Origin of the sequence: Ruegeria sp. HKCCD7296 (assembly GCF_013110775.1) — a bacterium.
Classification (GTDB): Bacteria; Pseudomonadota; Alphaproteobacteria; order Rhodobacterales; family Rhodobacteraceae; genus Ruegeria.
In genome coordinates, this window is record NZ_WVRF01000007.1 from 108,105 (window position 1) to 121,586 (window position 13,482).

Consider the following 13,482-nt stretch of genomic DNA (forward strand, 5'->3'; position numbering starts at 1 on the left):
GGTCATTCTAATCCTCAGCGTGTTCTTTCATAAAGCCACGGATAAACCGGCGAATTTCTCGCGCGGCTGAGGTATCCAGCTCTTTACACAGTTCGACAAAAGCGTCCCGTTCGTCTTTATCCAGACGCAGGACCAACTGACTGTTTTTCTTGTTTGATCCCTTGCCGTCTTTCTTTGCCACGCGCGTTGCCCCCCAACAGACCTTGCAATTTTCGGCGATGCATTGTATATACATAGCATAGTGATTGTCGTTATCGGGCACTTAACAACAATAAAAGGAATATGGCAATGAACCTTCATACTGCTCAGGCATTTCTATTGCGAGATCAACGCAATTGGCGCAAACCGCACCTGTCCTGGTTACCCGCTGCGCTCTATCGTTACAAAAGCTTGCCTCGGGCAATCATGACCCCTCGCTCATGAAAGTTGCGCCGGATTAGAACCTTGCGCGGGGCTGTTTGATGGGCCAAACACCTTGGTGTGTTTTGACGCTAAAAGGGTTGGCCCATGTCCAGAAACAAATCTGTCAAAGATTACATCCGAACCATTGTCGATTTTCCCCACGAAGGGATCATGTTTCGCGATGTGACAACCTTGTTTGCCGACCCCCGCGGGTTTCGGATGGCGATTGACCAGATGTTGCACCCCTATGCCGGTGAGCGGATAGACAAGGTGGTGGGGCTGGAAGCGCGGGGCTTTATTCTGGGCGGTGCGATTGCGCATCAGCTAAGCGTTGGCTTTGTGCCGATCCGCAAAAAAGGTAAGCTGCCCGGCACCACAATCAGCCAGGACTACAAATTGGAGTATGGTGAAGCGATTGTTGAGATCCACGACGACGCCATCCAACCCGGCGAAAAGATTCTGGTTGTCGATGATCTGCTGGCCACAGGCGGCACAGCGGCGGCGGGCATCAAGCTGATCGAACGGCTTGGGGGCGAGATCGTCTCATGCGCGTTCATCATCGACTTGCCCGATCTCGGAGGTCGTAAAGTTCTGGAAGAGATGGGAATGGACGTGCACATACTGTGCGAATTTGAGGGGCTCTGACACAGAAATCTTCACAAAAGCGTGATTGGACTATGAAAGCCACGCTGGCTTAGCGCGGCTTTCGGTTCCTTCAACCCACAATTCGGCGCAAAACAAGTGATCTTGCTGTGAGGATGCCGCGTACCTCGGTTGATGCTGTTTCGAGCATTCTTACCAAGGGAGACCCTCATATGTTCCGCAAATTCGCCGCCGCTGGTGTCGCCACGATCCTGTTCAGCACTACCGCTTTGGCCGACGGCCATGGCAAAGACATTGTTGATACCGCTGTCGCCGCTGGCAGCTTTGAAACTCTCGTAGCCGCCGTGCAAGCGGCCGAACTAGTTGACACGCTGAAAGGCGAAGGGCCATTCACCGTATTTGCCCCAACAGACGACGCGTTTGCCGCTTTGCCAGAAGGCACAGTCGCAGACCTGCTCAAGCCGGAAAACAAGGACCAGCTTGTTGCTATCCTGACTTACCACGTCGTACCGGGCAAAGTGATGTCCGGTGATCTGACAGATGATATGACTGCCGCAACCGTTCAGGGCGGTGATATCACAATCGATCTGGACTCGGGTGTGATGGTGAATGATGCCAACGTTGTTCAGGCTGACATCGAAACCAAGAACGGTGTGATCCACGTGATCGACAAAGTGATCCTGCCTGCGTCGTAACACCGTTTAAAGACACGGCCCGTATCATGGGCCGTGTTCACCCTTTCAGGACCGCGCCCGGGTTCATGATCCCCTGTGGGTCCAAAGCTGCCTTGATGGCCCTCATGGCACCCAGCTTTACCGGGTCGCCATAGCGTTCAAGATCGTCCGTTTTCAAACGCCCCACCCCATGTTCAGCACTGACCGAGCCGTCAAAAGCGTCAACCAGATCATGTACAGCCTGCTTGATCGCGCCCCTTTCCGTGTCAAACTCTGATCGGCTTTGCCCTTTGGGCGGGAACACGTTGTAATGCAGATTGCCATCGCCAAGGTGTCCGAAACAATTGATCCGAAACGGTCCGAGGCCAGCAATCACCTGCCCACCTTTGCGAATAAAGTCTGGAATCCTGGAAATCGGTATCGAGATGTCATGGCTCGAAACAGATCCGATCAGGCGGTTGGCCTCGGGAATGCGTTCGCGAACCGCCCACAGATCAGCGCGCTGCGCTTCACTTTGCGCAATCACCCCATCTTGAACCAGACCGCGCTCTTCAGCGCGGATGTAAATCTCCTCCAACGCGGCTGACGATGATTGCCCCTTTGAAAGTCCCAACTCAATCAACACGCTCCACTCTGGCGGTGTGTTGAAAGGTTGGCGAACTTCCGGAAGGACATCGGTCAGGAAATCGAGCCCTTGCCGATGGATCAGCTCAAACGTGCTGACAGTCTCGCCCACCTGATCTCGGGCCAACGCCAGCAGGTCGATGGCCGCCTCGGGTGAAGTCACCTGATACATCGCTGTGCCCAGCGCAGCGGGTTTTGGAAACAGCTTAAGGGACGCTGCCGTGATGATCCCCAGCGAGCCTTCGGCCCCGATCAAAAGGTCCCGCAGATCGTAGCCCGTGTTGTCCTTTCGCAACCGGCTCAGCCCATGCCATATCTCGCCATTGGGCAAAACCGCCTCAAGCCCCAGACACAGGTCACGTGCGTTGCCATAGCGCAAGACATTAACGCCCCCGGCATTGGTCGAAAGGTTGCCCCCGATCCGACACGACCCCTGCGCCGCCAATGACAACGGAAACAGCCGATCCGCATTCTCGGCCGCTGTCTGAACGTCTTGCAAAATGGCCCCGGCTTCGGCGATCAGGATGTTCTCGGTCGGGAAAACAGACCGAATGGCTGTCATTCGCTCCAAAGAGACCAACAAAGGGAGTGGGCCATCTGACATCACCTGCCCGCCTACCAATCCTGTGCCACCGCCATAGGGTACAACCGGCACCCGCTCCTCCGAAGCCAACCGCACCAGTGCGGAAACCTCTTCGGTGCTGTCGGGAACAGCCAACACCCCGATCTGGCCGGAAAACCGCCCGCGCGGTTCTTCCAAATACCGATCTTCAACGGGGCGCAGGACATCGTCGCGTATTGTCGATTGGATCAGCGCGGCAAATCGGGCATCGGCGGGGTTCAAATTCATACGTTTTCAATGCCCAAGCGACGCGGCTGCGGCAAGCCCTATTCCAAATCAATCAGATATTGCGGCTCCAGAACAATCACCGTAGGTCGGTCGGGAAGATCGCGAAGCGAGACAGTGATTTCCGAAATACCGTTGCGTTCAACCGGAAAAGTATCCCGAATATCAACAAGGAACCGGTCAAGCGAGAATCCAGAAAACCAGTGCATCGGAATGATGACAGAACTTTTCAGTCGCTTCAGAACCGAGATCATGTCTGGCAAGGGCATTGTCGTCCCGCCATCAACCGCAGCCATTACAACATCCAGCCGCCCCAACGCGGCGAACTGCTCGTCTGACGGCACATGATGCAAATGCCCCAGATGACCGATACATAGCCCTTCAACCTCGAACACGAAGATCGAATTGCCCCGTTCTTCGACACCGCCATAAGCCGAACGAATATCGGTCGAGACATTCCGCACCAGCATCTCACCCAGATCAAGATGATGCTCAATGCCCTGACCAAACTCACCCCATCCCGGCAGAACATGTGGGATCGCCGGATCGGGATGGGCCGTCCAATGCGTGCTGTGGGCATGGTTCATCGTCACCACATCAGGGATCAAATCCGCACTGCCGATAAAACCGGTGAAATCGGTGACTGCATTCAACCCGCCCCGCGTCTGGATCAGAAACGACGCGTGCGCGATATAGCTGATCCGCACAGAAAATTCCGGCACCGGATCTTGCCACGCAGCTTTGTGAAGGTACTCAATCCCCGGCGCGGCATCAGCAATGGCGATGCAATGGCTTGGCCGCCGCTCTTGCGCTGCAGCTCCACCAGAAATCACCATCAATGCCGCAACCAACCAGCGCATAACTTAACTTTAGCGCAGAACACGCCCAAGTCATGCCCCTTGTTCATCTGGCGCCAAATACCTCGGGGGAGGCGCGGCCTGCCGCGACGGGGGCAGAGCCCCCTAACCCGCGTCGGTCTTTCCGCGCCTGTCGGACCGCAGGCTTGCATACAAAACATGCGTTCGCCATCGTCCGTTGATCTGCAGATAGGACTGCGCCACACCTTCGTATTTGAAGCCAGAGCTTTCCAGCAACCCGCGCGATGCCCGGTTTTCAGGCAAACAAGCGGCTTCGATCCGGCTCAGGTCCAGCCGAGTAAAGGCGTGATGGACCATGGCACCAATTGCCTCGCGCATGTAACCTTGGCGGGCAAAAGCTTGACCGGTCCAGTATCCTAAGGTTCCGGCCTGCGCGGGACCACGCCGAATGTTGTCCAGCGTGATGGCCCCAACCAGCGCGTCGTCTTCGCGACGAAAAAGGAACAGAGGTATCGCAGTCCCACTGGCGACCGAGCGCTGCGCCCAATAGACCCGATTGGTAAAAGACTTGCGGCTCAGGTGATCCGCTGCCCAGACCGGCTCCCACGGTGTCAGGTAATCCTTTGAAGCCCGCCGCAATGCGCACCAGGTATTGAAATCGGAATGTACAGGCGGGCGCATGCTGAGCCGCGCGGTTTCGAGTTTCAGCTTGCGTCTGCCCAACAGCATCACGCCGCCCGCCTCTCCTGCAGTTCGGTCAAGCTCGGCGCGCCAGCCACAGGCCCATAAAGCGCCAGAGCTGCCGGAGCCTGTACAGCCATGGTTTCTGCAAATGCTTTCACATCTTCGGTGCCGACCGCATCAATCTTGGCAACGGTATCCTCTAGCGAAGGCACCCTGCCCCAGATCTGCACCAGCCGCGCCAGACGTTCGGCCCGGTTTGAAGGGCTTTCCAATCCCATCAGCATCCCGGCCTTCATCTGAGCACGGGCGCGGGCAACCTCTTCCGCGCTCATGTCCTCGGCCGCGCGCTTCATCTCATCAATGGCGATTGTCGCCAACTCACCAACCTGATCCGCCGAGGTTCCCGCATAAATCGTGGTTGTACCAGTATCAGCGTAAGCACCGGTCTGAGCAAAGATTGTGTAGCACAGCCCGCGCGTTTCTCTCACCTCCTGGAACAAACGCGAGGACATGCCGCCGCCCAAAGCCGTCGAATAAATCTGCGCCGTATAAATCGCATCGTCGCGGTACCCGGGGCTTTCCAGCGCCAGGGCAAAGTGCGCCTGCTCCAACTCTTTCTCTTGCCGTGCCTCACCCCCGGTGAACCGTGCAGCGTCCGGGATCAGGCCCTTGCGCGGTTGCAGATGGCCAAACATCTCTTCGGCCATTTTCATCAGCGCATCGTGATCCACGGCACCGGCAGCCGACAGGATCATCTGCTCGGGGCCATAATGCTCGGCTACAAAGCCCGACAGATCCTCGCGTGAAAACGCACTGACCTTTTCAGTTGGCCCCAGAATAGTGCGGCCCAGGGGTTGGTCGTGATAGCTCTGCTCTTGCAGCCAGTCAAAGATCACGTCGTCCGGCGTGTCATAGGCCTGACCGATTTCTTGCAGGATCACCCCACGCTCGACCTCGATCTCACGCGGATCGAAAACCGGGTTCAGAACGATGTCGCCGATCACATCCATGGCCAGCGCGACGTCGTCTTTGAGAACACGCGCGTAGTAGGCCGTCACCTCGCGCGAAGTATAGGCGTTGATATAGCCGCCCACATCCTCGATCGCTTCAGCGATTTGCAGCGCAGAACGACGCTCGGTTCCCTTGAACGCCATATGTTCAAGGAAATGCGCGATGCCGTTTTGTTCGATCCGCTCATGCCGCCCACCGGCGGTCACCCAGATGCCGATGGCCGCTGATTGCAGCCCCGGCATATGTTCACTGACGATACGAAAGCCGTTCTTCAGTTGGTCTTGTCTGACTGTCACTCAGCGATATGCCTTCTGATATGATCCTCAAGGGTACCCAGTTCGTTTGCAATGCGGGTCACCCGTTCCGAACGTTCATACAGATCAGACATGCGGGATGGAAGAGGCGGATGTACGTCGCTTGCCTTCTCGACCGCCGCCGGGAACTTGGCGGGATGCGCCGTTGCCAAAGTGATCATAGGTGTATCGGCGGCGCGGTGGTCTTCCCCAACCTTGACCCCAATAGCGGTGTGGGGGCAAACCAGCTCCGCACTATGCGCCAGCGTATGCTTGATCGTTTCCAGCGTCTCGTCTTCGGACACGCGACCCGAATCGAAACTCTCGCGCAGTGCCTCCATCGCGCCCTGGCTGACGTTGAAGCCACCATTCTTGAGCTCGTCCATCAGCTGCGCCACAGCGCTACCGTCCTCGCCATAGGCGTAATACAGAGCCCGCTCAAAGTTCGAGCTGACCTGAATATCCATCGACGGGCTGATCGACGGGATGGTGTCGCCCTTGAAATATCCCTCGCCTGACAGACAACGATGCAGAATGTCATTCTGGTTGGTTGCCACCACCAAACGGTCGATGGGCAGGCCCATACGTTTGGCCAGATAGCCCGCGAAAATGTCACCGAAGTTCCCGGTCGGCACGGTGAAGCTGACCTTGCGATGCGGCGCGCCGAGACTGACGGCGGCAGAGAAATAATAGACAATCTGCGCCAGAACGCGGGCAAAGTTGATCGAGTTCACACCCGCCAATTTCACCCCATCGCGGAAATCAAAATCGTTGAACATATCCTTCAGCGCGGCCTGGCAATCGTCGAAGTCTCCGTCGACGGCCAGAGCGTGAACATTGCTGTCCGCAGGCGTTGTCATCTGACGGCGCTGCACCTCGGATACACGGCCATGCGGAAACAGGATAAACACGTCTACCGCATCCAGCCCCCGGAAAGCTTCGATAGCGGCAGAACCCGTATCACCGCTGGTCGCACCCACGATGGTTACACGGTCGCCACGGCGTTTCAGAGCCACCTGGAAAAGTTGGCCAATCAACTGCATGGCAAAATCCTTGAAGGCCAGTGTCGGGCCGTGGAACAGCTCTAGCAGAAAATGGTTTTCGTTGAGTTGCTTCAGAGGCGCGCGGGCGTCGTGGCCGAAACCCTCATAAGCGCGGGCGATGATCGCCTTGAACTCTTCCTCGGTAAAGGAGCCGCTGACATAGGGCCACATCACGCGAAAAGCGATCTCTTCATAGGGCAAGCCCGCCAGCGCCGCGATCTCGTCTTGCGACATCACCGGGATCTCGGCGGGCAAGTACAAGCCACCGTCTCGGGCCAAACCCGTCAGCATCGCCTCTTCAAAAGTCAGTTCGGGCGCCTGCCCACGGGTCGAGATGTATTTCATATCGTGTCACTCTCAGAATTGGCACGGCTGCGCCATAGGAAGTACCCGGTCATTGCGGCCCAGACCAGAGCCAGACCAAACCAGGTGATTGCATATTGTAGGTGATCGTTGGGAATGCCCGCCGTATCTACCGGCAAAGGCGTAATGTTTGGGTCCGTTTCCGACCGGGCGATCAGAAGCACAGGTTCGGCACCCAAAGCTGCGGCCAAGTTCGGCACGTCGCGAGCAAACCAGATATTGGCGTCAATGTCGGCTTCGGGCGTATAGCTGTCGATCTCGTCCGGCCAGTGCAAATTACCGGTGATCTTCATCGGGCCGGTCAATCGCTTTGCGTCTTTGGCAGTTGTTGGAACAAAGCCCCGATCCACCAATATTGTGCGGTCCCCGGCGGTGAAAGACTGAATGATGCGGTACCCTGCGCCAACCTGCTTTACGGAAACCAGAACGTGGATTTCCCCGGGCTCCATATCGCCCGAAATGGTGACTGGCAGGTATTTGTCAGTGTCTTCTGACACCCGCCCCGGCAAGTCCACAGGATCCGCCGAGATACGGCTTTCAATCTCGGCCAACACCTCTTGTTTCCATGACAGACGCTGCACCTGCCAAATGCCCAGCGACAGCAGCACACCCAAACCGGCGAGGCCGAAGATCAGCAGAAACAGAATGCGGCGCATGGCAAGATCAAACCTCGTTGCAGGAACCGGCGCCTTGTTAAGGGCGGAGCGGTCGAAAACGCAACCACACAATTGTATTGGGTGCAATCTTGCGCCGGGAAAAGCAAAAAGCCGCCCCCAGGGGCGGCTTTCGCAATCGGCTCATTTGACCGGTTTTACATCAGCGGAGCTTGGCCCCAGATGTAGACGGCAAAGAACAGGAACAGCCAGACTACGTCAACGAAGTGCCAGTACCAGGCCGCGGCTTCAAACCCGACGTGCTTCTCGGGTGTAAAGTCGCCCTTAAGCGCCCGTATCAGACAGACAGTCAGGAAGATGGTGCCGATGATCACGTGCGCGCCGTGGAAACCGGTTGCCATGAAGAAGTTCGAATAGAACTGATCACCACCGAACTCCCAGCCTTCATGGGCCAGCAGCTCGTAATATTCATAACCCTGCAGGAAGGTGAACAGCACGCCCAGAACGATACCGATGGCCAGACCGTTTATAAGCGCCTTGCGGTCATTGTCATGCACCAGCGCATGGTGGGCCCATGTGATCGCGCAGCCCGACAGCAGCAGGACCAGAGTGTTGATCAGCGGCAGGTGGAAAGGGTCAACCGCGTGGATGTCTGGCTGAATGTATTCGGTGCCCGCATAGTCATACATCGGGTACATGCGATGCTTGAAGAACGACCAGAACCAGGCAAAGAAGAACATCACCTCGGACATCACAAACAGGATAAAGCCGTAACGAAGACCGATGCGGACGACAGGTGTGTGATCGCCTTGACGGCTTTCAACAACCACTTCAGACCACCACGCGAACATGGTGTACAGCACCGCGACCAATCCAGCCCAGAACATCCACGGCGTAATGCCATGCATCCAAAGGACGGCTCCGAGCAGCATCACAAAGCCACCGACGGCTCCGATCAGAGGCCAGATCGACGGGGCCAGAATGTGATAATCGTGGTTTTTAGCGTGTGCCATCAGCGTCCCTCACCTACAGGCGTTAGTTCGTGTTTGTGTCTGCCTGCGTTTCAAGGGCGGCATAGCCCTCGGGCAGGTCGATTTCGTAGAATGTATACGACAGAGTGATCGTATGAACATACTTTGCTTCAAGATCCTCGACCAGTTCCGGGTCGACGAAGAAAGTTACTGGCATTTCAACCCGTTCGCCGGGTTGCAGCACCTGCTCTTCAAAGCAGAAACAGGCGATTTTCTGAAAATACCCACCGGCCGAATATGGGGCAACGTTGTACGAGGCCTGCCCCGCGATGGGCCGGTCGGTTGGGTTATATGCTTCGTAGAATGCCAGACCGGTCTCGCCGATGCGCACTTCCATCTCGCGTTCAATCGGCTTGAACTCCCACGCCATGCCTTTGGCCTTGGACGCGTCGAACCGAACGGTGATGGTGCGGTCCAGAATGTCTTCGGGCGCTGCTTCGGCTACACCCGTGGTGCCGCCAAACCCCGTCACCCGACAGAACCAATCATAAAATGGCACAGCCGCCCAGGCCAAGCTGCCCATCAGAACAACCACACCCACAGTCTGAACAACCGTTTTCTGGGGACCAGTCAATGCCATCAGTTCTGAACCTCCTGTGTTGCCATACCGAAATCCGTGCCCGACACCTTTACGACCGTCAGCCCAAAAATGATCACGATAAAGGCGGCCAGTGTCAGGCCAACCCCCAGATTGCGGCTGAATCGCCGTTGGTGCAGCTCGTGGTTCTTTCGAAGGCTCATGACCAGCCTCCCAACCCATAGGGTTTCAGCAACGCCTCAACCAGAATGGCGCCGAAATGCAGGAAGAGGTAGAGCAGCGAAAGCTTGAAAAAGCTGCGCTCGACCTTGAAATTGTCGGCTTCCGAGTCCTCCTCGGTCCGGCGTGAAATCCGCCATGCTCCGTGTAGGAACAGCGCGTTCAACACCAAAGCAACGGTCAGGTAAACTGGGCCACCGATACCAGAGAATGCGGTTCCCAATGCCAAAATGGCCAGCAGTGCCGTGTAAACCAGAATATGTACCCGCGTCGCACGGCGACCATGCGTCACGGTCAGCATCGGGACACCCGCATCGTCGTAATCTGAGCGCATGAACAGAGCCAGCGCCCAGAAATGCGGCGGCGTCCACATGAAGGTCAGGGCGAACATCAGCCAAGGTTCAACTGACATCGATCCGGTTGCCGCAACCCAACCAATGACGGGCGGGAAAGCACCTGCGGCGCCACCGATCACGATGTTCTGCGGCGTCGAACGCTTCAGCCACATCGTGTAAACGACAACGTAGAAGAAAATGGTGAAGCCCAAAAACGCGCCTGCAAACCAGTTGGTTGCGAGACCCAGCATGATCACCGAAAGGCCCGAAAGCGCCAGCCCAAGCGCCAGCGCCTCACCCTCTTCCACTTTGCCGGAAGGGATCGGACGACCCTTGGTGCGTTTCATAACGCGGTCGATATCCGCGTCCCACCACATGTTCAAAGCGCCAGAGGCACCGCCTCCAATGGCAATGAACAGAATGGCGCAAAAACCCACAAACGGATGCACGGAAACAGGTGCCGCCAGCAAACCCACCAGCGCCGTGAAAACAACCAGAGACATCACGCGAGGCTTCAGCAGGGCGAAGTAATCGCCAAAGCTGGCCTCGTCCGCCTGAGCGGTCGCAGTGCTGGCATTGATACTTGCGTCGGTCATTTCCGGTCCCTTTGGGCGAAAGCTGCGCGATCACGCGCGCAGCCTGCGTCATGTCTTAGGCTGGGTCTACCCCGCCCATGTCGCTTCGATTAGTTCGAGGCAACCTGATAGTTTTGCGGCAGACCCGCATATTCATCGATCGCGCCCTGCAGCCATTCGTCGTAGGCTTCCTGGCTGACCACTTTGACAGTGATCGGCATATAAGCGTGGTCTTTGCCGCAAAGTTCAGAACACTGACCGAAGTAGACGCCCTCTTTCTCGGCTTCGAACCACAGTTCGGCCAGACGTCCGGGCACACCGTCCTGCTTCACGCCAAAGGACGGAATGGTCCAGGAATGGATCACGTCAGAGGCGGTAACCTGCATCACGATGACCTTGCCGACAGGTACGACAACCGCGGTGTCGGTGGCCAACAGCCATTCGTCATCGCTGTACCCGGCATCGGCCAGCTTGGCACGCATGGCGTCATCCAGAACAAACGGGGTCACGTCCGCATCTGCTGGGCGCGCACCTTCATCCAGAGTTGCCGGGTGGCCCAGAAGATAGCTGTCGAAGGCAAAATCGTGATCAACATATTCGTAAGTCCAGTACCACTGGTTGCCGACGACTTTGATGGTGATGTCACCTTCTGGAATTTCCTGTTGCTTGAACAGAACCGGCAGCGAGAACGCACCAATGAAGACCAGAATCAGGATCGGACCGAGGGTCCAGGCAATCTCGACCGGGGTATAGTGCGAGAACCGAGCCGGTGTCGGGTTTGCGCGCTGGTTGTAACGCACGATGCAGTAAAGCAGCAGGGCCGCAACAAACAGACAGATCACGGTGATGATCACCAGAATCATTGTGTCCAGCCGCTGAATTCCATCGGCCAAGCTTGTGGCCGCAGGCTGGAAGCCCATACCGCCGTCGACCGGCTTGCCAATAATCTCTAGCTCCTGAGCCATGGCGGGAAGGCTGGAGAGGGCTGTCATAAACCCTGAAAGCATCAAAGCATTCTTCATTTTCTGTCCTGATCGTTTGATCTTTGCGTCCCTGGCGAAAAGGTGTGAATCGGTCGCACCTCTCCCGTTGTCTTTGGCCGCGTTAAAAACCATATTCCGTCGGGTAGATAAAGCAAAATGCTTGCGTCAAACAGACGCTATTTTTGATCTGGATCAAACCCGAAAGGTCACAACTCATGTCCGACGCCCCATTTCGCCCCTTTGAAAGCGCTCTTGCGCATGACGAAGCGCTGTCTGTATTGCAATCGGCGACCGCTGGGGCCGAGGACGGAGAACTGTTTGTCGAACGTCGAAAATCCGAGTCACTGGTGTTTGATGACGGTCGGCTGCGCACCGCATCTTACGACGCTTCCGAAGGATTTGGCCTGCGCGCGGTTCAAGGGGAAGTCGCTGGTTATGCACATTCTACTGATGTTTCCATTCCCGCGCTGAAACGGGCAGCCGAGACCGCGCGGCTGGCCGTTGGGGATGGCGGCGGAACCCTTGCCGAAGCACCTCGATCCACCAACACACGTCTTTATACCGACGAAGATCCCATCGATTCTGCCGCGTTTCCTGTCAAGATCGAAACCCTGCGCGAGATTGATGCATTTGCCCGCGATCTGGATTCACGCGTTGTTCAGGTCAGCGCAATGATCTCGGCCGCCACTCAGGAGGTCGAAATACTGCGACCTGATGGAGTGATGGTGCGCGATGTTCGCCCGATGACACGCGTGAATGTTTCAGTGATCGTGGAACAAAATGGACGCCGCGAAAGCGGTTCGGCGGGTGGCGGCGGTCGCGTGGGCCTGAGCGGATTGATTGATCCGGCAGACTGGCAGGCCAAGGCCCGCGAAGCCTTGCGCATTGCGCTGGTCAATCTGGACGCGATCCCGGCTCCCGCGGGTGTGATGGAGGTGGCGCTTGGCCCCGGCTGGCCCGGGATTTTGCTCCACGAGGCCATCGGCCACGGGTTGGAAGGGGATTTCAACCGCAAAGGAAGTTCTGCCTTCGCCGGTCTGATGGGGCAACAGGTCGCTTCAAAAGGCGTAACCGTGGTCGATGATGGCACGATCGCTGACCGGCGCGGCTCGATCACTGTAGACGATGAGGGCACGCCCAGCTCACGTACGGTGCTGATAGAAGACGGCATCCTCACCGGATATATGCAAGACCGTCAGAACGCGCGTCTGATGGGCGTTGCGCCCACAGGCAACGGGCGGCGGCAAAGCTATGCGCACAAGCCGATGCCGCGCATGACCAATACAATCATGCTGGGTGGCGAGTCCGACCCAGCGGCCTTGGTCGCAGATATCAAAGACGGCATCTGGGCCGTGGGATTCGGCGGCGGTCAGGTGGACATCACCAATGGCAAGTTCGTCTTCTCCTGCACCGAAGCCTATCGCGTTGAAAACGGAAAAATCGGCGCCCCGGTCAAAGGCGCGACGCTGATTGGCGATGGGCCATCCGCTTTGAAACGGATCCGGGGGCTTGGCAACGACATGGCGCTGGATCCCGGTATGGGCACCTGCGGCAAGGACGGGCAATGGGTGCCGGTGGGCGTCGGACAACCCACCGTTCTGATGGATGGACTGACAGTTGGGGGGTCGGCAACCTGAGTCGCAAAAGACCAAGTTACACGGGCGCATGGTTAACCTTGCGCCCATGCGTAAAGCGCCCAAACAGTTGAAAATCCCTTTGCATCAAAAAGGCCGATTTTTATTTTTCCTTTTATTTCATAAGCATGCTTCTGCTGGATAGAACAAGTTCGAACAAAAACACATCTAATTTTCCACGATTTACAAGC

Annotated in this window: 15 protein-coding genes; 3 read left to right on the plus strand and 12 right to left on the minus strand. The window is 57.0% G+C overall.

Annotated features, from left to right (window positions below):
• Positions 1-7 precede the first annotated feature (7 nt).
• Entirely contained in the window at positions 8-181 is a 174-nt protein-coding gene (locus GS632_RS11665) for a hypothetical protein (protein WP_171177861.1), read from the minus strand.
• A gap of 326 nt (positions 182-507) precedes the next feature.
• On the opposite strand from GS632_RS11665, the gene GS632_RS11670 reads away from it, so the two are divergent.
• A complete protein-coding gene (locus GS632_RS11670; protein WP_171177863.1) occupies positions 508-1,047 on the plus strand; it encodes an adenine phosphoribosyltransferase in 540 nt (179 codons plus the stop codon).
• A 170-nt stretch (positions 1,048-1,217) separates the two neighbouring features.
• Positions 1,218-1,700, plus strand: coding sequence for a fasciclin domain-containing protein (locus GS632_RS11675; protein WP_171177866.1), 483 nt, complete (start codon positions 1,218-1,220; stop codon positions 1,698-1,700).
• A gap of 37 nt (positions 1,701-1,737) precedes the next feature.
• Here the strand turns inward: GS632_RS11675 and GS632_RS11680 are convergent, their stop codons facing one another.
• The 11 genes from GS632_RS11680 to coxB all read right to left on the minus strand — a co-directional run bounded on the left by GS632_RS11680 (position 1,738) and on the right by coxB (position 11,696).
• Positions 1,738-3,153, minus strand: a complete 1,416-nt coding sequence (locus tag GS632_RS11680) for an FAD-binding oxidoreductase (protein ID WP_171238154.1) — start codon at positions 3,151-3,153, stop codon at positions 1,738-1,740.
• A gap of 38 nt (positions 3,154-3,191) precedes the next feature.
• Positions 3,192-4,010: an MBL fold metallo-hydrolase gene (locus tag GS632_RS11685; RefSeq protein WP_171238153.1), complete on the minus strand. Its 819-nt coding sequence runs from the start codon at positions 4,008-4,010 to the stop codon at positions 3,192-3,194.
• Between the two features lie 102 nt (positions 4,011-4,112).
• Positions 4,113-4,697, minus strand: a complete 585-nt coding sequence (locus GS632_RS11690) for a GNAT family N-acetyltransferase (protein WP_171177874.1) — start codon at positions 4,695-4,697, stop codon at positions 4,113-4,115.
• Positions 4,697-5,959, minus strand: a complete 1,263-nt coding sequence (locus GS632_RS11695; RefSeq protein WP_171721846.1) for an insulinase family protein — start codon at positions 5,957-5,959, stop codon at positions 4,697-4,699. The genes GS632_RS11690 and GS632_RS11695 overlap by 1 nt, the downstream gene beginning before the upstream one ends.
• Positions 5,956-7,344 carry a threonine synthase gene (gene thrC, locus GS632_RS11700; RefSeq protein ID WP_171238151.1) on the minus strand — a complete coding sequence of 463 codons (1,389 nt, stop codon included), beginning with the start codon at positions 7,342-7,344 and terminating at the stop codon, positions 5,956-5,958. The genes GS632_RS11695 and thrC overlap by 4 nt, the downstream gene beginning before the upstream one ends.
• Positions 7,341-8,018 carry an SURF1 family protein gene (locus tag GS632_RS11705; RefSeq protein WP_171238150.1) on the minus strand — a complete coding sequence of 226 codons (678 nt, stop codon included), beginning with the start codon at positions 8,016-8,018 and terminating at the stop codon, positions 7,341-7,343. Before GS632_RS11705 ends, thrC begins: the two co-directional genes overlap by 4 nt.
• Positions 8,019-8,173: 155 nt before the next feature.
• Positions 8,174-8,989, minus strand: coding sequence for a cytochrome c oxidase subunit 3 (locus tag GS632_RS11710; RefSeq protein ID WP_171177882.1), 816 nt, complete (start codon positions 8,987-8,989; stop codon positions 8,174-8,176).
• A gap of 22 nt (positions 8,990-9,011) precedes the next feature.
• Positions 9,012-9,587, minus strand: coding sequence for a cytochrome c oxidase assembly protein (locus GS632_RS11715; protein WP_171235290.1), 576 nt, complete (start codon positions 9,585-9,587; stop codon positions 9,012-9,014).
• Complete coding sequence (locus GS632_RS11720) at positions 9,587-9,748, minus strand: hypothetical protein (RefSeq protein ID WP_171177886.1); 162 nt, start codon at positions 9,746-9,748, stop codon at positions 9,587-9,589. The genes GS632_RS11715 and GS632_RS11720 overlap by 1 nt, the downstream gene beginning before the upstream one ends.
• A complete protein-coding gene (cyoE, locus tag GS632_RS11725; RefSeq protein ID WP_171177888.1) occupies positions 9,745-10,695 on the minus strand; it encodes a heme o synthase in 951 nt (316 codons plus the stop codon). Before cyoE ends, GS632_RS11720 begins: the two co-directional genes overlap by 4 nt.
• 89 nt (positions 10,696-10,784) lie before the next feature.
• Complete coding sequence (coxB, locus tag GS632_RS11730; protein WP_171177890.1) at positions 10,785-11,696, minus strand: cytochrome c oxidase subunit II; 912 nt, start codon at positions 11,694-11,696, stop codon at positions 10,785-10,787.
• A gap of 176 nt (positions 11,697-11,872) precedes the next feature.
• On the opposite strand from coxB, the gene tldD reads away from it, so the two are divergent.
• Positions 11,873-13,294 carry a metalloprotease TldD gene (gene tldD / locus GS632_RS11735; RefSeq protein ID WP_171238149.1) on the plus strand — a complete coding sequence of 474 codons (1,422 nt, stop codon included), beginning with the start codon at positions 11,873-11,875 and terminating at the stop codon, positions 13,292-13,294.
• The last annotated feature ends 188 nt before the right edge of the window (positions 13,295-13,482 follow it).